Origin of the sequence: Streptococcus oralis, from assembly GCF_023110435.1 — a bacterium.
Lineage (GTDB): Bacteria > Bacillota > Bacilli > Lactobacillales > Streptococcaceae > Streptococcus > Streptococcus oralis_CF.
Map to the genome: position 1 here is coordinate 182251 of NZ_JALDWB010000001.1, position 19598 is coordinate 201848.

A 19598-nucleotide genomic window follows, 5' to 3' on the forward strand; every position below is an offset into this window, starting at 1 on the left:
TATGAAAAAATATCAACGCATGCATCTAATTTTTATCAGGCAATACATCAAGCAAATCATGGAATACAAGGTGGATTTTGTGGTTGGTGTGCTAGGAGTTTTTTTGACCCAAGGCTTGAATCTCTTGTTTCTCAATGTCATCTTTCAACATATCCCATCACTAGAAGGTTGGACTTTTCAAGAAATCGCTTTTATCTATGGATTTTCCTTGATTCCCAAGGGACTGGACCATCTCTTTTTTGACAATCTCTGGGCACTGGGGCAACGATTGGTGAGAAAGGGAGAGTTTGATAAGTATCTGACTCGTCCTATCAATCCTCTCTTTCACATCCTAGTCGAGACCTTTCAGATTGATGCCTTGGGCGAACTCTTGGTCGGTGGCATTTTACTAGGGACAACAGTATCAAGTATTGCTTGGACTCTTCCAAAATTCTTGCTTTTCCTAGTTTGTATTCCTTTTGCGACCTTGATTTATACTTCCTTGAAAATCGCTACTGCCAGCATCGCTTTTTGGACCAAGCAGTCAGGTGCTATGATTTACATTTTTTATATGTTTAATGACTTTGCTAAGTACCCGATTTCCATTTACAACTCGCTTCTTCGTTGGTTGATTAGTTTTATCGTGCCTTTTGCCTTTACGGCTTATTATCCTGCCAGCTATTTCTTACAGGACAAGGATGTCTTCTTTAATATCGGTGGTTTGATTCTGATTTCCCTTGTCTTCTTTGTCATTTCTTTGAAACTATGGGACAAGGGCTTAGATGCCTACGAAAGTGCGGGTTCGTAAAAGGAAGAAACTCAAAGCCTCGTCTCAGGACAGGCTTTTTCTAATGGAGATGAAAATTTCTTGACATCTATTCTCAGAGTGCTATACTAAAAGAGTAATTGCCGATTTAGCTCAGTTGGTAGAGCAACGCACTCGTAACGCGTAGGTCACAGGTTCGATCCCTGCAATCGGCAGAATGAAGAAGTCCATTAGGGCTTCTTTTCTTTTGCCAGAAATATTCAACCACTTAAACTGAGATATAGACCAGATAGGCAAAAGGCCTTGTTCTGGGGGAAACCCTCTGCTATAATGATTTTTGTAAGGGACGTGAGGGGTCAGTATCAGACAACTCAAGTCAATAAAAAAAGAAAATGGAGACAAAAAAATGAAAAAATTATTGGGAATCGTATTTTTAGTAGCGGCAGCGGTTGTATTGTATTTCGGTTATATTGGATGGCCAAGTTTGGATGTCAACCTCTGGTCACTGATTCCAGTTGGATTGTTCCTCTATTTCGCTTTAGAAAATTTTTTGAAAAAAGACTACAAGGCTAGTCTGATGTGCTTGATCATTGCCTTTATCATTGCAAATGCTATTTTGGACCTTTTGCCAATTTCAAGTGGTTTGGTGATTGGTGCAGGAGTGCTAGCTTGTGTAGGACTTGGCTACCTCTTTTCTGATAAAGATAAAAAAGAAGGCAAATAAAAAGTCTCGAGGTTTCTCGAGACTTTATTGTTATTTACCAGCGTAATATTTTTGGATACCTTTTACGATGCCTGCGACTAGTCTATCTTGGTATCGATCATCACGAATACGTTGATTCTCAGTGAAATTATCCATATAACCGAGTTCTAGGAGGACGGCTGGTTTGGCAGTTTCGCGTAGAACGGCAAAGCTACTTTCCAATAAGCCAGCATCCTTGGCACCAGTTTCGGCTAGGAGAGAGGAGTGGATAGCAGCAGCGAGGCGTTTGCTTTCACTCATACGATCAGGGTGATTGTGCCAGTATTTATTGATCTTACTTGGATAGTCAGGTTCATCGCTATAGGAGTAGGTTTGAATACCGCTCGCTTTTGAGTGAATGTTTCCAGTAGCATTGAAATGGATACTGATAAAGATATCAGAGTTGGTCTTATTAAACATACGAGAACGCTCGGTAACAAAATCAACGTCAATATCACTATCACGAGAAGTGAGGACCTTGTAGCCTAGTTCTTCTAACTTAGTACGAAGTTTACGGTAAATCTGTATGTTGAGATCTTTTTCGGCTACATTGTAGTAAAAGGCACCTGAATCCCGACCGCCATGTCCAGGATCTAGGAAGATGGTTTTGGTATATTGACCTTTTACAAATCCACCTTCTGTTGAAGCTTCAGAAATCCATTGACCGTATTTTTGGAACAAGTGTTCCTTGCCGTCTATTTTGTAGGTTCCTGAAACATAATGGCCACTATCGTCCAGATAGTAACGAGCCTTGTAATAGTCGTCGTAAATCCACTCATTCTTGGCCATATAACCGCCAGCCTTGAGGTAGTATGCCCCAATCCACTCCTGATTTGCATAACGGCCATCCGCTTTTAGATAGAACCAGCTATTGTAGGATTTATCGAAGATCCACTCTTTCTCCGCCATGGCCCCGCTGGCTTTGAGGTAGTAGCTTTCTTTCCATTTATTGGAAAGCATGACTCCATTTTGTTCAAAAGCATACCAAGAACCATTGATTTTCTCCCATTTGTCTTGGCTATATTTCCCATATGCATTAGCGTAATACCAATTTTCATTGATTTTCACCCAAGAGTTTTCCGCCATGGCTCCGCTACCGCCTAGCAGGTAGGCACCAATGGTTGTCTGGCTGAGCATCACGCCGTTTTTATCAAAATAATACCAAGAACCGTTGATTTTCTCCCACTTGTCTTGCGAGATTCTGCTAGATGGTGTGACATAATACCAATTTTGGTCTAATTTAATTCAACCATTTTCTGCCATAGCCCCACTATTTGTGAGCAGATAGCCGTCAACGGAGGTGTTGCTGAGCATGCTTCCAGTTTGATCAAAATAGTACCAGGAGCCGTTAATTTTTTTCCAGGTGTTCTGAGCAAGTCGCCCAGAGGGATCAGCATAATACCATTGGTTGTCCAAATTGGTCCAGCTATTTTCTATCATGACACCATCTTGGTCAAAGGCATAGCCTTTGTAGACAGTAGAATGAAGACGATTACCATCTTGATCGAAGTAGTACCATTTGCCTTGGATTTGTTTCCAGTTTAAAGCAGGCTTATCATCTTGGTAAAAACGCCAGTGGTGATTTTCTTGGTACCATCCTTCTTTTTTGGGCTTGTCTTCTTGCACATCTACTTTCGGAAGAGCTTCTGATTTAGAGTTTTCCTCAACACTCGACTCTTTCTTTTCTTCTTTGGCAATTGCTTCCTTGACAGCAGATGTGGATTGAGTAGTGTTTTCTTCTCCTAAGACGGATGCGGGTGCTAATCCTGCGATTGAAAGGATTAAAGCACTGGTCAGTAGTATCTTTTTCACTTTCTATTTCCTAACTTTTTCTTTTCTCTTTTTCATTTTTCCTATTAATTATCGAATTGAACTTCTTCTAGTAAGTATTCGATAAAGCGTTCGCCCATCTTAGATAGGCTGGTTTTTTCATGCTGGATATAGACCAGTTCAATCGGGTCGTCAATGTCCAGCGGAATGGAAACGATATTGTCTCCGTTGAGGTTACTGTTCAAAATCCCTGTTGCAATGGTGTAACCATCCAAACCAATCAAGAGATTAAAGAGAGTGGCGCGGTCACTGACTACGATGGATTTCTTGTGGTGCTCTTGTGAAAGAATCTCCTCTGAAAAGTAGAAGGAGTTGTGCGTCCCCTGATCATAACTCAGATAAGGAAAATCTTCCAAATCAGCCAGTTTGACCTTGTCTTTTTTAGCTAGAGGATTGGTCTTGCTGACAAAGATATGGGGTTGGGCTGTGAAGAGGTGGTGGGCTAAGAGGTGGTTGTCATCCAGCATTTTCGTTAAAACATCGCGGTTGTAGCTGTTTAAAAAGAGGACACCGACCTCGCTACGGAAGTTCTTGACGTCATCGATAATCTCCCAAGTCCGAGTTTCACGAAGGAAGAGCTCGTATTTCTCCATATCACTTTTCTTGAGCAGAGAGACAAAGGCATTAACTACAAAAGCATAGTGCTGAGAGGAAACGCTGAAAAGTTCGCGGTGGGCGACAGGATTTTTATAACGTTCCTCCAGAAGCTGAGTTTGCTCGACAACTTGACGGGCATAGGAGAGAAACTCCATCCCATCACGAGTCAAGGTAATGCCCTTGGGATTGCGGATAAAGATTTCAATGCCCATTTCATTTTCCAAGTCTCGAACGGCATTTGAGAGACTGGGTTGAGTGATAAAGAGTTGCTTGGCTGCCTCATTCATAGAGCCAGTTTCGACGATTTTGATAATATAGTGTAGTTGTTGAATTCTCATGTTTTTATTGTACCACACTTGCGGAAGAATGGGCAATGAAGACGAAGAAAATAGGGGGAAAGAGCTGGTCTAGTATTGAAAAAAAGTCTAGAATTTGCTAAAATGGAAGCTATGAAAACATTCTATGATGTGCAGCAATTTCTCAAACAGTTTGGCATTATTGTTTACATGGGGAAGCGCTTGTATGATATTGAACTGATGAAGCTCGAACTCTCTCGGATTTATGATGCAGGTCTGATGGACAAGCTAGACTATCTAGAGGCGGAAGCTGTTCTTCGTAGAGAGCACAAGATAGAATTAGACTACATAGAGAAAAATGGAGATAAGAACTTATGACAATTTGGTTTTTGTGGGGAATCGTATTAGCGATGGCGGCATGGATGGGGTATAACTACCTTCGTATTCGTCGTGCGGCTAAGATTGTGGATAATGCAGAATTTGAAGCCTTGATTCGGAAAGGGCAATTGATTGACGTCCGTGAACCAGCAGAATTTCACAGAAAACATATCCTCGGAGCCCGCAATATTCCCTCAAGTCAATTGAAGTCAAGCCTAGCGGCCCTTCGTAAGGATAAGCCTGTCCTTCTCTACGAAAACCAACGTGGACAACGAGTGACCAATGCAGCCCTCTACTTGAAGAAACAAGGTTTCTCTGAGATTTATATCCTTTCTTATGGATTGGATTCTTGGATTGGGAAGGTCAAGACTAGCTAACATTCTGAAAAAACTGTCGAATGATAGATAAAGCTAGCATTTTAAGGTATCATCATTTATATTAAATTTAAGGAGATTTTATAATATGAATTCACAACAAAAGAAAAAAACCTCACTTGTTTTAGGTATCTTATCTATCGTCCTTGGTTTGTTATTTCCAATTGTAGGTCTGATTTTGGGGATCATAGGATTGGTCTTGGCTATTTCATATCAAAAAGAGTCACAATTAGACTATAAAACAGAAAAAATTCTCAATATCATAGGACTTGTGGTTTCTGTACTTAATTGGATTCTAACCATCGCAATATTTTTTAGATAAGTAAAAATAAAAAAAGCTTTAAACGTAAAGCTTTTTTGTTTTATCCACTTTTCTCTAAGTGTTTTTTAATCATCTCTAATTCTTCTGGATTCAAGGGACGGAATTGACCTTCAGCTAGATCAGGATCTAATGTAAAATCACCGAATTGGACTCGTTTTAGGGCAGTCACCTTGACACCAACTGAGAGAAACATCTTCTTGACTTGATGAAACTTGCCCTCAGAGATAGTGATGGAGGCCCGACTCTCTGTTGGGCTTGAGGACAGAATTTCGAGCTGAGCAGGTTTACAAGTGGTCCCATCTAAAAAGACAATCCCCTCTTTGAATTTTTGGATATGGTCTGACGTGAGCGGTCGGTTTACTACCACTTGATAGGATTTATTGACATGGTACTGGGGATGAAGGAGCTGGAAGCCTAAAGGTCCATTGTCTGTCAAAAGGAGCAGTCCCGTCGTATCGCGGTCTAGCCTACCTATCACGTAGAGTTGGTCTGACTGGATATTTTTGGGGACTAGGTCCATGACGGTTGGCAGTTTCTTATCCTTACTAGCTGTAACGACTCCGCTTGGCTTATGAAGCATGAGATAATTGTGCTCATATCCTTGGATTTGCCGTCCTTGAAAGACTAGTTTTTGCAATCCTGTATCGACATTTTGAGCGAGGGAGCGAGCTGGACAATCGTCCACTAGGATTTCTTTTTTTAATAGAGCCTGTTTCATAGCCTTGCGACTGATCTTTTCCTGGGCAAATAATCTATCTAAACGCATACCAGCCTATCTTATCATAAGTCTCTGACTTTGAAAAGGGATGACTGGGTGAGAAAAACAAAGTGAAAACATTTACACTTGCTTGAGTTATGTTATTTGACTGAAAATGTGGTATAATTGCTCAGTTAGAAAATAAATTTTAAATATTATAGAGGAAATCATGACAAAATTAAGAGAAGATATCCGTAACGTAGCCATTATTGCCCACGTTGACCACGGGAAAACAACCCTCGTTGACGAATTATTGAAACAATCTGAAACTCTTGATGCACGTACTGAATTGGCAGAGCGTGCTATGGACTCAAACGATATCGAAAAAGAGCGTGGAATTACCATCCTTGCCAAGAATACTGCTGTAGCTTACAATGGCACACGTATCAACATCATGGACACACCAGGACACGCGGACTTTGGTGGAGAAGTGGAACGTATCATGAAAATGGTTGATGGTGTTGTCTTGGTCGTAGATGCCTACGAAGGAACCATGCCACAAACTCGTTTCGTATTAAAAAAAGCCTTGGAACAAGACCTTGTCCCAATCGTGGTTGTTAACAAAATCGACAAACCATCAGCTCGTCCAGCAGAAGTAGTGGATGAAGTCTTGGAACTTTTCATCGAGCTTGGTGCAGATGACGACCAGCTTGACTTCCCTGTGGTGTATGCTTCAGCTATCAATGGAACATCTTCATTGTCAGACGATCCAGCTGATCAAGAAAAAACAATGGCACCAATCTTTGATACCATTATCGACCATATCCCTGCTCCAGTGGACAACTCAGATGAGCCTTTGCAGTTCCAAGTGTCACTTTTGGATTACAATGACTTCGTAGGTCGTATCGGTATCGGTCGTGTCTTCCGTGGTAGTGTGAAAGTTGGAGACCAAGTTACCCTTTCTAAACTAGATGGTACAACGAAGAACTTCCGTGTTACAAAACTCTTCGGTTTCTTTGGTTTGGAACGTCGTGAAATCCAAGAAGCTAAAGCAGGTGACTTGATTGCCGTTTCAGGTATGGAAGATATCTTTGTTGGTGAGACGATTACACCGACAGATGCAGTTGAGCCTCTTCCAATCCTTCACATCGATGAGCCAACGCTTCAAATGACTTTCTTAGTCAACAACTCACCATTTGCGGGTAAAGAAGGTAAATGGGTGACTTCTCGTAAGGTAGAAGAACGCTTGCAAGCAGAATTGCAAACAGACGTTTCCCTTCGTGTTGACCCAACGGATTCACCAGATAAATGGACTGTCTCAGGACGTGGAGAATTGCACTTGTCAATCCTGATTGAAACCATGCGCCGTGAGGGTTATGAACTTCAAGTATCTCGTCCAGAGGTTATTGTAAAAGAAATCGACGGTGTTAAATGTGAGCCATTTGAACGCGTGCAAATCGATACTCCAGAAGAATACCAAGGTTCTGTTATCCAAAGCCTTTCTGAACGTAAGGGTGAAATGTTGGATATGATTTCAACTGGTAATGGTCAAACTCGTTTGGTCTTCCTTGTTCCTGCGCGTGGTTTGATCGGATACTCAACTGAGTTCTTGTCAATGACTCGTGGTTACGGTATCATGAACCATACCTTTGACCAATACTTGCCATTGATTCCAGGTGAAATTGGGGGACGTCACCGTGGTGCCCTTGTTTCCATCGATGCTGGTAAGGCAACAACATACTCAATCATGTCTATCGAAGAGCGTGGTACCATCTTTGTCAACCCAGGTACTGAGGTTTACGAAGGAATGATCATCGGTGAAAACTCTCGTGAAAACGACTTGACAGTGAATATCACAAAGGCTAAACAAATGACCAACGTTCGTTCAGCTACTAAGGACCAAACAGCGGTTATCAAGACACCTCGTATCTTGACACTTGAAGAGTCGCTCGAGTTCTTGAACGACGATGAGTACATGGAAGTAACACCTGAGTCTATCCGTTTGCGCAAGCAAATCCTCAACAAGGCAGAGCGCGAGAAAGCCAATAAGAAGAAAAAATCAGCTGAATAAGAGCTAGAAAGAGATAAAGATGGTCTATTTAATCATAGGAATCCTCTTATTACTACTCTATGTATTTGCGACACCACAAAGCATTAAAGGAACAGTCAACATCGTTATCTTGGTCTTTGTAGTTGTTGCACTCTTGATCTTGCTGATGTTGTCCATCTTGCAGATCTTCCAATTACCGACAGAATTCTTTGTCACAATCGCCATGCTGGCTCTAGCCTACTTTAGCTTGAGAGACATTACGCTCATGCCTGTAAAAAAGGGTAAAAGAAGATAATAGAAGAGGCTGGGTAATGACTCAATTTGAGGAGAAAATCTAGCAAATTTTTCCCTGATAAAACGCATAATATCAAGGTTTTTGAATGCCTGATATTATGCGTTTTTATGATTTTTAAAACTTTTTGAGCGACCTATTAGAAAGTGGATACTCTTACAATTATTTTGGAAATAATTTAATTTCTGATTTAACGTATATTTTTTCAGAAGGGCTATTATTCCAATTTTTTCAAGGGTAGTCTTAATTTGGACCGAAAGAAAAAGATTGAAGAAATCGTCCAAAATGAACTTTTCTTCAATCTGGAGGTTCGCACCTCTTTTTTATTTCTTCTTATGATTTAATACTGCATTGAGGACAATGGCGAGGAGGCTTGCCACGACGATTCCGTTTGAGAAGAACATTTGGAAGGCTGTTGGCATGCTGACAAAGAGATTACTATTGTTTAGTCCAACACCAGCGGCGATTGATACAGCTGCGATAAGGAAGTTGTGTTCATTGTTAGCAAAGTCAACGCGCGCTAGGATTTGCATTCCTTGAAGGGAAACAAAACCAAACATAACCAGCATAGCACCACCAAGGACAGGACTTGGAATGATTTGGGCAAGGGCACCAAACTTAGGTAGGAGTCCAAGGAGGACTAGGAAACCAGCTGCATAATAGATTGGCAGACGGGTCTTGATACCAGATAATTTAACCAAGCCAACGTTTTGTGAAAATCCTGTGTAAGGGAAGGTGTTAAAGATTCCTCCGAGAAGTACAGCCAAACCTTCTGCTCGGTAACCGTTTCGAAGGCGCGTGCTGTCGATTGGGTCATTGGTAATATCTGACAAGGCCAGATAAACACCAGTGGATTCAACCATAGACACCGTTGCAATGATACACATCATGACAATAGAGGAGATTTCAAAGGTTGGCATTCCAAAGTAGAGGGGAGTTGGGACATGGACTAGTGGTGCTGCAGCCACAGGAGAGAAGTCAACCAAGCCCATAGTAGCAGCAATGGCAGTTCCAACAACCAGACCAATCAAAATGGAGATAGACTTGATAAATCCTTTGGTAAAGATGTTAATCAAGAGGATGATTAGAACAGTGATAGCTGCAAGCAAGAGACTTTGACCAGTTGGCTCTGGGACATTATTTCCCATATTTCCGATAGCGACAGGAATCAAGGTCAATCCAATCGTGGTAATAACAGATCCTGTAACGATGGATGGGAAAAGATTGGCAACTTTTGAGAAAATGCCTGAAATCAGAACCACATAAATCCCTGAAACGATAAGGGCACCAAACATAGCACCGCTACCGTGGCTTTGCCCAATCATAATCAAAGGAGCGACGGATTGGAAGGCAACCCCGAGAACGACTGGTAGTCCAATCCCAAAGTATTTGTTGAGTTGGAGTTGAAGGAAGGTGGCCACCCCACACATGAAGATATCTGTGGAGATTAGGTAGGTCAACTGCTCAGCTGAATAGCCAAGAGCTGTCGCAATCATGATAGGAACCAGGATAGAACCTGAGTACATGGCTAGTAAGTGCTGTAAGCCAAGAACGGCTGCTTGCGAGTGTTTTTCTTGTTTTTGCATTAGAGATCTGCCTCCTTAAATACGACCTGACCATTTTCGAAACGATCCAAGCGAGCCAGTGATAGGACAGGGTAGCCTGCTTTTTCAAGCAAATCGCGACCATCTTGGAAAGATTTTTCAATCACGATACCAATCGCTTCGACTTTAGCTCCGGCCTGTTCGATGATTTGGATCAAGCCTTTGGCAGCTTGTCCATTTGCTAGGAAATCGTCAATAATCAAGACCTTGTCCTCAGGTGAGAGGAATTTTCCAGCGATGGAAACGGTGCTGGTCACCTGCTTGGTAAAGGAGTAGACTTGGGCGGTTAAGATACCTTCGTTCATGGTGATGTTTTTAGCTTTCTTGGCGAAAATCATGGGAACGTTTAAGGCTTCAGCTGTAAAAATAGCTGGTGCAATGCCTGACGCTTCAATCGTTACAACCTTGGTAATGCCAGCAGAAGCGAATTTGTCCGCAAATACCTTACCAATCTCTCGCATCAAGCTAAAGTCAACTTGATGGGTTAAAAAGGAATCCACCTTGAGGATGTTGTCACCCAAGATATGCCCATCCTCAAGGATGCGCTCTTCTAATAATTCCATAAGACCTCCTAAAGTCTAAAAGCAAGTTTACTTGTTGGTTAAATATTTCTATAGTGAACCAGTTTGCTAGTACTATATATTTGATAAAACTAGTACGAGCGAAGCGAGTTTTATCAAATATTTCCCGCCGTAGTGGTATCATGGACAATAATCTTGTTATTGTCTATGAAGGGATTTTTGAGAGTAAAATAGTTCGGGGAACTATTTTAGCCTAAGCCTAGAAATGAAAGAGCTAGGGGCTCAAAAATTAGGGATGAAATTCCGAAGGAAGTTGCTCCCGTCCGCACTAATTAAGGGAAATATTAAAAATATTTAGTTTACACTTAAAGGCGTGATTTAACAAAAATATTCAAAAAGGACCTACTTAATCCCCTAAGTAAGTCCCCAAAATAGGCATGGCCAACACCATACCTTCAGCTGACATACTCATTGTTAGGTGTTCCGGCACCTTGTAGAAACGTCGTGCCAATTCACGACATAAACAAGTAAAATGATATTCAATTTTAAATAGGCCGCTGCCAATGTTTTTATTTTACACCAATTAGCTTTATAAATCAAATATTTTGTTAGCAAATAGATCATAAAAGCGAACGAAAAAGCCTACAAGGCTAGATAGTATTGTAGACTTCGATTATTCTATTCGCTAAATCTTAGAAAATAACCATCTGGATCCAAAATCGCAAATTCATGAGGGTAAATAAAGCTATCTCCCACTCGAAATTCTCTTTTTGTCAGCGGACGATGGATAGGATGGTCAGCTTCCAGCAGTTTTTGGTGGAGCTGAGGGACATCTTCAATACCAAAGGAAATATTGACACCGCGCCCGAAAGGATAGGTTAGTTGGGCTAATTCTTCTGTGCTGCCTTCTTCTAGCATAAGTTGGCAGTCTTCAAGCGAGAGGAAGAGAAATTTCTCCTCTGGACGCTCGTATTCGACAGAAAATCCCAGCAAGTCGCAGTAGAAGTGGCGTGACTTTTCGAGGTCAGATACTACAAATTCAGGAATGACAGCTTGATAGTCCATTAGCTTTCTCCTTAGAGTTCAATTTCCAATACAATGGGCGTATGGTCTTGACGCGCACCCGAGTCAATCATGTCAGACTTGGTCACCTTGTCAGCCACGCGGTTGCTAGTGAGCCAGTAGTCGATTCTCCAGCCTGTATTGTTGATTTTAGAAGTCTTGCTACGTTGGGCCCACCAAGTATAACGCTCTGGGACATCGCCGTGAACGTGGCGGAAGGTGTCAGTAAATCCAGTTGCCAAAAGGTTGGTAAATCCAGCACGCTCCTCGTCTGTAAAACCAGGTGAACGGCGGTTGCTGGCAGGATTTGCAAGGTCGATTTCCTTGTGGGCTACGTTGTAGTCACCGGTTGCAAGGACTGGTTTTTCTTTGTCTAGTTGAGCCAAATACTCAGCGTATTTGACATCCCAGACTTGACGTTCTTCCAAGCGTTTGAGCCCATCACCAGCGTTTGGTGTGTATACTTGAGTCACGAAAAATGTATCAAATTCCAAGGTGATGATGCGACCTTCCAAGTCCATGGTAGAAGGAGCACCGATTTCTGGGAAGCTGATCGTTGGTGTGAGTTCTTTTTTATAGAGGAACATGGTTCCAGCATATCCTTTACGGGCAGGTTCTTGAGAGGAACGCCAAGCGTTTTCATAACCTGGGAAGAGTTCTTCTAAAATTTCCAAGTGTTTCTTTGTAGGCCCTTTTGCAGAAAGCTTGGTTTCCTGGATAGCGATAATATCAGCATTTTCAGCTACCAAGGTTTGTAGGACTTCTTGGGACAATTTTGCACGAGCTGAGTCGCTCGTTAGGGCAGCATTGAGGGAATCAATATTCCATGATATGAGTTTCATAAACTTACCTTTTTCATTCAGATTACAGACTATATTATACCAAAAAAAGGCGTATTTCCCCAACGTATGGTTTGAAAAATCACCCTCTTTCGTTTATAATTAAGAATGATTTTATGAAAGGGAGTGAAAATAAATGAAATTTTACTCATATGACTATGTACTTAGCCAAATCAGTCAGCAAAATGGCATCATGATTGGCTTTGGGATTGTGCTCCTAGCTATCACAGGATTTTTTGCTTTTAAAGCCTATCGAGATAAAAAGGGGACTAAGTTTCGGGAATTGGTCATGATTTTGGCCTTGACCTTGGTAGCCATGCTTTTGGTAACAATCTCAAAATACCAGACCAATCAAGCCTCTAACAACCAATTTCAAACTTCCCTTCATTTCATAGAGGTTGTTTCCAAAGACTTGGGAGTGGATAAATCAGAAGTTTATGTCAATACTTCTGCAGCCACTGATGGAGCACTTATCAAGGTAGGTTCAAATTTCTATCGTGCCATGAACGGGAGCCAACCAGACAAGTATCTTTTAGAGAAATTAGAATTGCATCAAACAGACGCTATTGAATTGGTGGAGGTAAACAAATGACACTCAATTATATGGAAATTTTAATCAAACTGGCCTTGGGTCTTTTCTCTCTTGTTTTTGTTATTAATGTGACAGGAAAGGGGAATCTAGCACCTAACTCTGCTACAGACCAAATTCAGAACTATGTTCTTGGTGGTATCATCGGTGGGGTGATTTACAATAGTTCAATCAGCATTCTGCAGTACGCAGTGATTTTGATGATGTGGACGATTTTGGTCTTGACCCTCAAGTGGCTCAATAACAATGTTCGTTTTGTCAAACGCTTGATTGATGGAAAACCAACTCTCCTTATCAAAAATGGGCAGATTGACCCAGAAGCCTGTCGTTCAGTTGGTTTGTCTGCAGCAGAAGTTGCTCTCAAACTTCGTAACCAAGGAATTTTCCAGATGAAACAGGTCAAACGAGCTGTGCAGGAGCAAAATGGCCAACTCATCGTGGTCCAAATGGGAGATGAAAATCCTAAGTATCCAGTTGTGACTGACGGTGTGATCCAAGTCGATGTTTTGGAATATATTGGCCGTAGCGAAGAGTGGTTGCTTGATAATCTCAGCAAACAAGGGCATGACAATGTGGCCAATATCTTTATCGCTGAGTATGACAAGGGTGCCGTCACAGTTGTAACTTATGAATAAGAAAAACCTGGGGTCTTGTACTCTTCAAAAATCAAATTCAAACTGCGTCAACGTCGCCTTGCCGTATGTAGGTTACTGACTTCGTCAGTTCTATCTACAACCTCAAAGCAGTGCTTTGAGCAACCTGCGGCTAGTTTCCTAGTTTGCTCTTTGATTTTCATTGAGTCTTGGCCTCAGGTTTCCATTTGCAATCAGAAAGGGATTTTATGTCCATTATTCAAAAACTCTGGTGGTTTTTCAAGTTAGAAAAACGCCGTTATCTAGTCGGGATTGTGGCTTTGGTCTTGGTTTCCGTCCTCAACCTTATTCCCCCCATGGTCATGGGACGGGTGATTGATGCCATTACGTCGGGGCAACTAACCCAGCAGGACCTCCTTCTTAATCTATTTTATCTGCTGCTGGCAGCCTTTGGGATGTACTATCTGCGCTATGTTTGGCGCATGTATATCCTTGGAACTTCTTACCGTCTAGGGCAGATCATGCGGTCTCGCTTGTTTGAGCATTTTACAAAAATGTCTCCAGCCTTTTATCAGACCTATCGGACTGGTGATCTGATGGCACACGCTACAAATGATATCAATGCCTTGACCCGTCTTGCAGGTGGCGGTGTTATGTCTGCGGTGGATGCCTCTATCACGGCTCTGGTGACCTTGCTGACTATGCTTTTTAGCATTTCATGGCAAATGACCTTGGTTGCCATTCTTCCCTTGCCTTTCATGGCTTATGCGACCAGTCGTCTAGGGAGAAAGACTCACAAGGCCTTTGGCGAATCCCAAGCTGCTTTTTCTGAACTCAATAACAAGGTACAGGAGTCCGTATCAGGTATTAAAGTAACCAAGTCTTTTGGTTATCAGGCAGACGAGTTGAAGTCTTTTCAGGCAGTCAATGAATTGACCTTTCAAAAGAACCTCCAAACAATGAAATACGATAGTCTCTTTGACCCTATGGTTCTCTTGTTTGTTGGTTCATCCTATGTTTTAACGCTTTTGATTGGTTCCTTGATGGTTCAGAAAGGGCAAATCACCGTTGGGAATCTAGTCACCTTTATCAGCTACTTGGATATGCTGGTTTGGCCTCTTATGGCTATTGGTTTCCTCTTTAATATTACTCAGCGAGGAAAGGTTTCTTACCAGCGGATTGAGAATCTTTTGTCTCAGGAATCTCCAGTAAAAGACCCAGAGTTTCCATTAGATGGTATTGAAAATGGACGCTTGGAGTACGCCATTGACAGCTTTGCCTTTGAAAATGAGGAAACACTGACGGATATTCACTTTAGTTTGGAAAAAGGACAAACCCTGGGTTTGGTTGGGCAGACAGGCTCTGGGAAAACATCCTTGATTAAACTTCTCTTGCGTGAATACGATGTGGATAAGGGAGCTATTTATCTAAACGGTCATGATATTCGGGACTATCGTCTGACGGACCTTCGAAGTCTCATGGGCTATGTTCCTCAGGACCAGTTCCTCTTTGCGACTTCGATTTTAGACAATATCCGCTTTGGAAATCCTAATTTGTCCCTTTCAGCGGTCGAGGAAGCGACCAAGCTAGCTCAAGTTTACCAAGATATTGTAGATATGCCTCAGGGCTTTGATACGTTGATCGGTGAAAAGGGAGTTAGTCTCTCAGGTGGGCAAAAGCAACGTCTAGCTATGAGTCGGGCGATGATTTTAGACCCTGATATCTTGATTTTGGATGATTCCTTGTCGGCTGTGGATGCCAAGACAGAGTACGCTATCATCGACAATCTCAAGGAGACGCGTAAGGACAAGACAACCATCATCACGGCTCATCGTCTCAGTGCAGTTGTCCATGCAGATCTGATCTTGGTTCTACAAAATGGTCAAATTATCGAACGGGGCACGCACGAAGAACTGCTTGCCCTGGATGGCTGGTATGCCCAAACCTACCAGTCTCAGCAGTTGGAAATGAAAGGAGAAGAAGATGCAGAATAAGCAAGAACAATGGGCTGTATTGAAGCGCTTGATGTCCTATCTCAAGCCCTATGGCCTCCTGACCTTTTTGGCACTCAGTTTTCTCCTCGCGACTACGGTCATTAAAAGTGTCATTCCCCTTGTGGCTTCCCACTTTATCGACCAGTATCTCAGTAGTCTTAACCAACTTGCCATTACCGTTTTGCTGGCCTACTATGCTCTTTATATCCTGCAAACTCTGGTCCAGTATGTCGGTAATCTTCTCTTTGCGCGGGTGTCCTACAGTATTGTCAGAGATATTCGTTGCGATGCCTTTGCCAATATGGAAAAACTGGGTATGTCTTACTTTGACAAGACGCCAGCAGGTTTCATCGTTTCTCGTTTGACCAATGATACCGAGACCATCAGTGATATGTTTTCGGGGATTTTATCCAGCTTTATCTCAGCAGTTTTCATCTTTCTGACAACCCTGTATACCATGTTGGTGCTGGATTTTCGTTTGACAGCATTAGTTTTGCTTTTTCTACCCTTGATTTTCCTTTTGGTCAATCTCTATCGGAAAAAATCAGTGAAAATCATCGAGAAAACCAGAAGTCTCTTGTCTGATATCAATAGTAAGCTGGCAGAGAATATCGATGGGATCAGGATTATCCAGGCCTTTAATCAAGAGAAGCGCCTGCAGGCAGAATTTGATGAGATTAACCAAGAACACTTGGTCTATGCCAACCGTTCTGTGGCTTTGGATGCCCTCTTTTTAAGACCTGCCATGAGTTTGCTGAAACTGCTAGGATATGCCGTTTTGATGGCTTACTTTGGTTACCGTGGTCTTTCTATCGGGATAACGGCCGGAACCATGTATGCCTTTATCCAGTACATCAACCGTCTCTTTGATCCCCTGATTGAGGTGACGCAAAACTTTTCAACCCTTCAAACATCCATGGTGTCTGCAAGCCGTGTCTTTGCCTTGATTGATGAAGCGACCTATGAGCCTCTTCAAGAAGATGGGCAAGCTAAAGTCAAAGAAGGCAATATCCGTTTTGAACATGTCTGTTTCTCATATGACGGTAAACATCCGATTCTGGATGACATTTCCTTTTCAGTTAACAAGGGGGAAACCATTGCCTTTGTGGGGCATACAGGTTCTGGGAAATCTTCCATTATCAATGTCCTCATGCGCTTTTATGAATTTCAGTCAGGCCGCGTTCTCTTGGATAGTGTGGATATTAGAGACTACAGTCAGGAAGAACTGAGAAAAAACATTGGTCTGGTCTTACAGGATCCCTTCCTCTATCATGGGACCATCAAGTCCAATATCGCCATGTACCAAGATCTCAGTGATGATCAGGTCCAGGCTGCGGCTGCCTTTGTCGATGCAGATTCCTTTATTCAGGACCTTCCGCAGGGTTATGATGCCCCTGTTTCTGAGCGTGGTTCGAGCTTCTCTACTGGCCAGCGTCAGCTTCTTGCCTTTGCCAGAACAGTCGCCAGTCAGCCTAAAATCCTGATTTTGGATGAAGCAACAGCCAATATTGACTCTGAAACAGAAAGTCTGGTCCAAGATTCCCTAGCTAAGATGAGACAGGGGCGGACGACCATTGCTATCGCCCATCGTCTTTCAACTATTCAAGATGCCAACTGTATCTATGTTTTGGACAAGGGACGCATCATCGAGAGTGGAACCCATGAGGAACTCTTGGCCCTGGGAGGAACCTATTACAAGATGTATAGCTTGCAGGCTGGAGCCATGTCCTAATAAGAATTCCTCTAAATTACAGATTTCTTGCACCGCCTTTTCCATTTTGTGGTATAATGAAAAATGTTGACAAATAGTATAATAAAAACAAAGGAGAAACAGCATGCTGAAATGGGAAGACTTGCCCGTGGAAATGCAATCAAGCGAGGTTGAGTCTTATTACCAGCTTGTCTCTAAAAGGAAGGGTTCGCTGATTTTCAAGCGTTTCCTGGATTGGGTTCTGGCCCTGTTTTTGCTAGTTTTGACTTCTCCCATCTTTCTTATCTTGAGCATTTGGATCAAGTTGGATAGCAAGGGACCAGTCATTTACAAGCAAGAGCGCGTGACCCAGTACAACCGTCCGTTCAAGATTTGGAAGTTCCGTACTATGGTAACGGATGCGGATAAAAAAGGAAGTCTGGTGACTTCTGCTAACGATAGCCGTATTACCAAAGTGGGGAATTTCATTCGCCGTGTGCGTTTGGACGAACTACCTCAGCTGGTCAATGTCCTTAAAGGCGAGATGTCCTTTGTAGGGACCCGTCCTGAAGTGCCACGTTACACAGAGCAGTACAGCCCTGAAATGATGGCGACCTTGCTCTTGCCAGCCGGAATCACCTCTCCAGCCAGTATCAACTACAAGGATGAGGATACGATCATCAGTCAAATGACGGAGAAAGGTCTGTCAGTTGACCAGGCTTATGTCGAACATGTCCTTCCTGAAAAGATGCGCTATAACCTCGCCTATCTCCGAGAGTTTAGTTTCCTTGGAGACATCAAAATCATGTTTCAAACCGTGTTTGAGGTACTAAAATAAAGTAGTCATGAGAAAATGAGTACAGATAAAAGGAGCAAATCAATGCCAAATTACAATATTCCATTTTCACCACCCGATATTACAGAAGCAGAAATTGCTGAAGTAGCGGATACCCTTCGTTCTGGTTGGATCACAACAGGTCCGAAGACAAAAGAACTGGAGCGTCGCTTGTCCCAATACACACAGACACCTAAGACGGTCTGCCTCAACTCTGCGACTGCCGCTCTTGAGTTGATTTTGCGTGTTTTGGAAGTGGGACCTGGTGATGAAGTCATCGTTCCAGCTATGACTTATACAGCTTCATGTAGTGTCATCACTCACGTGGGAGCAACACCTGTCATGGTGGATATCCAAGCAGATACTTTTGAAATGGACTATGACTTGCTTGAGCAAGCTATTACTGAGAAAACTAAGGTGATTATTCCTGTTGAGCTTGCAGGGATTGTTTGCGACTATGACCGTTTGTTCCAAGTCGTGGAGAAAAAACGTGACCTCTTTACAGCTGCTAGCAAGTGGCAAAAAGCCTTTAACCGTATCGTGATTGTCTCTGATAGTGCCCATGCTTTGGGATCTACTTATAAAGGACAGCCTGCTGGTTCCATCGCTGACTTTACTTCTTTCTCTTTCCACGCCGTTAAGAACTTTACAACTGCTGAGGGAGGAAGTGCCACTTGGAAAGCCAATCCAGCGATTGACGACGAAGAAATGTACAAGGAATTCCAAATTCTTTCCCTTCATGGTCAAACAAAGGATGCCCTTGCCAAGATGCAATTGGGTTCATGGGAGTACGATATCGTAACACCAGCCTATAAGTGCAACATGACGGATATCATGGCTTCGATAGGTTTGGTACAATTGGATCGTTACCCTGCTTTGCTGCAACGTCGTAAGGACATCGTGGACCGCTATGATCGTGGTTTTGCGGGTACTCGTATTCACTCACTGGCACACAAGACTGATACTGTCGAATCTTCACGCCACCTCTACATCACCCATGTAGATGGAGCAAGCTTAGAAGAACGCAACCTCATCGTCCAAGAATTGGCTAAAGCAGGAATTGCAAGTAATGTACACTACAAACCGCTTCCTCTCTTGACAGCCTATAAGAATCTTGGCTTTGATATGGCGAACTATCCTAAGGCCTATGCCTTCTTTGAAAATGAAATTACCCTTCCTCTTCATACAAAATTAAGCGATGATGAGGTTGATTACATCGTTAAGACTTTGGTGAGAATTTCCGAAGAAATCCTTGGTTCTGGAAAAAAATCATAAAAAAATCTTGACAAAGATAGAACAATAACTTATAATATTCTCAATAAATCAGAAAAGTAGTTATTTTTGATCTTCAGGGAGCCTGTGGTGATTGTGAACAGGTGATTGAAAGTAGTGAAAGTGGGCTGATTTAAAAAATGAATTTGAAACAATGAAAATTCGGTGCGCACACCTTACAGTGCAACTTGTTGTTAGACAAGGCAGAGATGTAAAGGGGAATAGTCCCTTTATAATTGAGGTGGCACCGCGTTACCAACGCCCTCACACGGAAGT

At 42.4% G+C, this 19598-nt stretch carries 19 protein-coding genes, 1 tRNA gene, 1 pseudogene, 1 riboswitch and 1 other annotated feature; of the genes and pseudogenes, 14 read left to right on the forward strand and 7 right to left on the reverse strand.

All coding sequences use genetic code 11. The annotated features are described in order from the left end of the window. The first annotated feature begins 1 nt into the window (after nt 1). From M1F97_RS00895 to M1F97_RS00905, 3 genes are all read left to right on the forward strand, one after another. Entirely contained in the window at nt 2–787 is a 786-nt protein-coding gene (locus tag M1F97_RS00895) for an ABC transporter permease (RefSeq protein WP_247943897.1), read from the forward strand. Nucleotides 788–887: 100 nt separating this feature from the next. Further along, nucleotides 888–960 (forward strand) — tRNA-Thr (locus M1F97_RS00900). A 191-nt stretch (nt 961–1151) separates the two neighbouring features. Then, nucleotides 1152–1469, forward strand: a complete 318-nt coding sequence (locus M1F97_RS00905) for a hypothetical protein (RefSeq protein ID WP_247943898.1) — start codon at nt 1152–1154, stop codon at nt 1467–1469. 30 nt (nt 1470–1499) lie between these two features. Here the strand turns inward: M1F97_RS00905 and M1F97_RS00910 are convergent. Both M1F97_RS00910 and M1F97_RS00920 read right to left on the reverse strand, forming a co-directional pair. After that, a pseudogene (locus M1F97_RS00910) lies at nt 1500–3299 on the reverse strand (N-acetylmuramoyl-L-alanine amidase). 44 nt (nt 3300–3343) lie between these two features. After that, nucleotides 3344–4252, reverse strand: a complete 909-nt coding sequence (locus M1F97_RS00920) for a LysR family transcriptional regulator (protein ID WP_001222584.1) — start codon at nt 4250–4252, stop codon at nt 3344–3346. A 102-nt stretch (nt 4253–4354) separates the two neighbouring features. Between M1F97_RS00920 and M1F97_RS00925 the strand changes: the two genes are divergently transcribed. The 3 genes from M1F97_RS00925 to M1F97_RS00935 all read left to right on the forward strand — a co-directional run bounded on the left by M1F97_RS00925 (nt 4355) and on the right by M1F97_RS00935 (nt 5284). Beyond that, a complete protein-coding gene (locus tag M1F97_RS00925; protein WP_044135604.1) occupies nt 4355–4588 on the forward strand; it encodes a YqgQ family protein in 234 nt (77 codons plus the stop codon). Next, nucleotides 4585–4965: a rhodanese-like domain-containing protein gene (locus tag M1F97_RS00930; RefSeq protein WP_247943900.1), complete on the forward strand. Its 381-nt coding sequence runs from the start codon at nt 4585–4587 to the stop codon at nt 4963–4965. Before M1F97_RS00925 ends, M1F97_RS00930 begins: the two co-directional genes overlap by 4 nt. An 85-nt stretch (nt 4966–5050) precedes the next feature. Further along, nucleotides 5051–5284 (forward strand): DUF4190 domain-containing protein, encoded by a 234-nt coding sequence (locus M1F97_RS00935; protein ID WP_247943901.1) that lies wholly within the window; start codon nt 5051–5053, stop codon nt 5282–5284. Nucleotides 5285–5324: 40 nt separating this feature from the next. On the opposite strand, the gene M1F97_RS00940 is transcribed toward M1F97_RS00935, so the two are convergent. Next, the gene (locus tag M1F97_RS00940) at nt 5325–6050 is read right to left on the reverse strand and encodes a 16S rRNA pseudouridine(516) synthase (RefSeq protein ID WP_247943902.1); all 726 of its coding nucleotides are present in this window, start codon (nt 6048–6050) and stop codon (nt 5325–5327) included. Nucleotides 6051–6210: 160 nt separating this feature from the next. Here M1F97_RS00940 and typA point away from each other — a divergent pair, with 160 nt between their 5' ends. After that, nucleotides 6211–8052 (forward strand): translational GTPase TypA, encoded by a 1842-nt coding sequence (gene typA / locus M1F97_RS00945; RefSeq protein ID WP_195594483.1) that lies wholly within the window; start codon nt 6211–6213, stop codon nt 8050–8052. Nucleotides 8053–8071: 19 nt separating this feature from the next. After that, a complete protein-coding gene (locus M1F97_RS00950; protein WP_000262659.1) occupies nt 8072–8326 on the forward strand; it encodes a DUF3165 family protein in 255 nt (84 codons plus the stop codon). A 320-nt stretch (nt 8327–8646) separates the two neighbouring features. Here M1F97_RS00950 and M1F97_RS00955 read toward each other — a convergent pair whose 3' ends face one another. From M1F97_RS00955 to M1F97_RS00970, 4 genes are all read right to left on the reverse strand, one after another. Continuing rightward, nucleotides 8647–9909, reverse strand: a complete 1263-nt coding sequence (locus M1F97_RS00955) for a nucleobase:cation symporter-2 family protein (protein ID WP_001171649.1) — start codon at nt 9907–9909, stop codon at nt 8647–8649. Beyond that, nucleotides 9909–10490 (reverse strand): xanthine phosphoribosyltransferase, encoded by a 582-nt coding sequence (locus M1F97_RS00960; RefSeq protein WP_247943903.1) that lies wholly within the window; start codon nt 10488–10490, stop codon nt 9909–9911. The genes M1F97_RS00955 and M1F97_RS00960 overlap by 1 nt, the downstream gene beginning before the upstream one ends. Before the next feature lie 409 nt (nt 10491–10899). Further along, nucleotides 10900–10995, reverse strand: a riboswitch (purine riboswitch). Between the two features lie 131 nt (nt 10996–11126). Further along, nucleotides 11127–11513, reverse strand: coding sequence for a bleomycin resistance protein (locus M1F97_RS00965; RefSeq protein ID WP_000386231.1), 387 nt, complete (start codon nt 11511–11513; stop codon nt 11127–11129). Nucleotides 11514–11524: 11 nt separating this feature from the next. Next, nucleotides 11525–12352 (reverse strand): exodeoxyribonuclease III, encoded by an 828-nt coding sequence (locus tag M1F97_RS00970; protein WP_000767444.1) that lies wholly within the window; start codon nt 12350–12352, stop codon nt 11525–11527. A gap of 133 nt (nt 12353–12485) precedes the next feature. Between M1F97_RS00970 and M1F97_RS00975 the strand changes: the two genes are divergently transcribed. The 6 genes from M1F97_RS00975 to M1F97_RS01000 all read left to right on the forward strand — a co-directional run bounded on the left by M1F97_RS00975 (nt 12486) and on the right by M1F97_RS01000 (nt 19325). Beyond that, on the forward strand, nt 12486–12941 hold the full coding sequence (locus M1F97_RS00975) for a DUF3290 family protein (RefSeq protein WP_000675329.1): 456 nt from the start codon (nt 12486–12488) through the stop codon (nt 12939–12941). After that, complete coding sequence (locus M1F97_RS00980; RefSeq protein WP_247943904.1) at nt 12938–13573, forward strand: DUF421 domain-containing protein; 636 nt, start codon at nt 12938–12940, stop codon at nt 13571–13573. Before M1F97_RS00975 ends, M1F97_RS00980 begins: the two co-directional genes overlap by 4 nt. 206 nt (nt 13574–13779) lie before the next feature. Next, nucleotides 13780–15525 carry an ABC transporter ATP-binding protein gene (locus tag M1F97_RS00985; protein WP_247943905.1) on the forward strand — a complete coding sequence of 582 codons (1746 nt, stop codon included), beginning with the start codon at nt 13780–13782 and terminating at the stop codon, nt 15523–15525. Continuing rightward, nucleotides 15515–17257 carry an ABC transporter ATP-binding protein gene (locus M1F97_RS00990; protein ID WP_247943906.1) on the forward strand — a complete coding sequence of 581 codons (1743 nt, stop codon included), beginning with the start codon at nt 15515–15517 and terminating at the stop codon, nt 17255–17257. Before M1F97_RS00985 ends, M1F97_RS00990 begins: the two co-directional genes overlap by 11 nt. Nucleotides 17258–17360: 103 nt before the next feature. Continuing rightward, nucleotides 17361–18053 (forward strand): sugar transferase, encoded by a 693-nt coding sequence (locus tag M1F97_RS00995; protein ID WP_049479912.1) that lies wholly within the window; start codon nt 17361–17363, stop codon nt 18051–18053. Between the two features lie 42 nt (nt 18054–18095). Continuing rightward, entirely contained in the window at nt 18096–19325 is a 1230-nt protein-coding gene (locus M1F97_RS01000; protein WP_247943907.1) for a DegT/DnrJ/EryC1/StrS family aminotransferase, read from the forward strand. 34 nt (nt 19326–19359) lie between these two features. Further along, nucleotides 19360–19591, forward strand: a binding site (T-box leader). Nucleotides 19592–19598: the final 7 nt, after the last annotated feature.

Bases quoted from the DNA above. Each gene is read 5' to 3' on its own strand.
- M1F97_RS00895 (WP_247943897.1), top strand. From the start codon at position 2: ATGAAAAAATATCAACGCATGCATCTAATTTTTATCAGGCAATACATC.
- M1F97_RS00905 (WP_247943898.1), top strand. From the start codon at position 1,152: ATGAAAAAATTATTGGGAATCGTATTTTTAGTAGCGGCAGCGGTTGTA.
- M1F97_RS00920 (WP_001222584.1), bottom strand. From the start codon at position 4,252: ATGAGAATTCAACAACTACACTATATTATCAAAATCGTCGAAACTGGC.
- M1F97_RS00925 (WP_044135604.1), top strand. From the start codon at position 4,355: ATGGAAGCTATGAAAACATTCTATGATGTGCAGCAATTTCTCAAACAG.
- M1F97_RS00930 (WP_247943900.1), top strand. From the start codon at position 4,585: ATGACAATTTGGTTTTTGTGGGGAATCGTATTAGCGATGGCGGCATGG.
- M1F97_RS00935 (WP_247943901.1), top strand. From the start codon at position 5,051: ATGAATTCACAACAAAAGAAAAAAACCTCACTTGTTTTAGGTATCTTA.
- M1F97_RS00940 (WP_247943902.1), bottom strand. From the start codon at position 6,050: ATGCGTTTAGATAGATTATTTGCCCAGGAAAAGATCAGTCGCAAGGCT.
- typA (WP_195594483.1), top strand. From the start codon at position 6,211: ATGACAAAATTAAGAGAAGATATCCGTAACGTAGCCATTATTGCCCAC.
- M1F97_RS00950 (WP_000262659.1), top strand. From the start codon at position 8,072: ATGGTCTATTTAATCATAGGAATCCTCTTATTACTACTCTATGTATTT.
- M1F97_RS00955 (WP_001171649.1), bottom strand. From the start codon at position 9,909: ATGCAAAAACAAGAAAAACACTCGCAAGCAGCCGTTCTTGGCTTACAG.
- M1F97_RS00960 (WP_247943903.1), bottom strand. From the start codon at position 10,490: ATGGAATTATTAGAAGAGCGCATCCTTGAGGATGGGCATATCTTGGGT.
- M1F97_RS00965 (WP_000386231.1), bottom strand. From the start codon at position 11,513: ATGGACTATCAAGCTGTCATTCCTGAATTTGTAGTATCTGACCTCGAA.
- M1F97_RS00970 (WP_000767444.1), bottom strand. From the start codon at position 12,352: ATGAAACTCATATCATGGAATATTGATTCCCTCAATGCTGCCCTAACG.
- M1F97_RS00975 (WP_000675329.1), top strand. From the start codon at position 12,486: ATGAAATTTTACTCATATGACTATGTACTTAGCCAAATCAGTCAGCAA.
- M1F97_RS00980 (WP_247943904.1), top strand. From the start codon at position 12,938: ATGACACTCAATTATATGGAAATTTTAATCAAACTGGCCTTGGGTCTT.
- M1F97_RS00985 (WP_247943905.1), top strand. From the start codon at position 13,780: ATGTCCATTATTCAAAAACTCTGGTGGTTTTTCAAGTTAGAAAAACGC.
- M1F97_RS00990 (WP_247943906.1), top strand. From the start codon at position 15,515: ATGCAGAATAAGCAAGAACAATGGGCTGTATTGAAGCGCTTGATGTCC.
- M1F97_RS00995 (WP_049479912.1), top strand. From the start codon at position 17,361: ATGCTGAAATGGGAAGACTTGCCCGTGGAAATGCAATCAAGCGAGGTT.
- M1F97_RS01000 (WP_247943907.1), top strand. From the start codon at position 18,096: ATGCCAAATTACAATATTCCATTTTCACCACCCGATATTACAGAAGCA.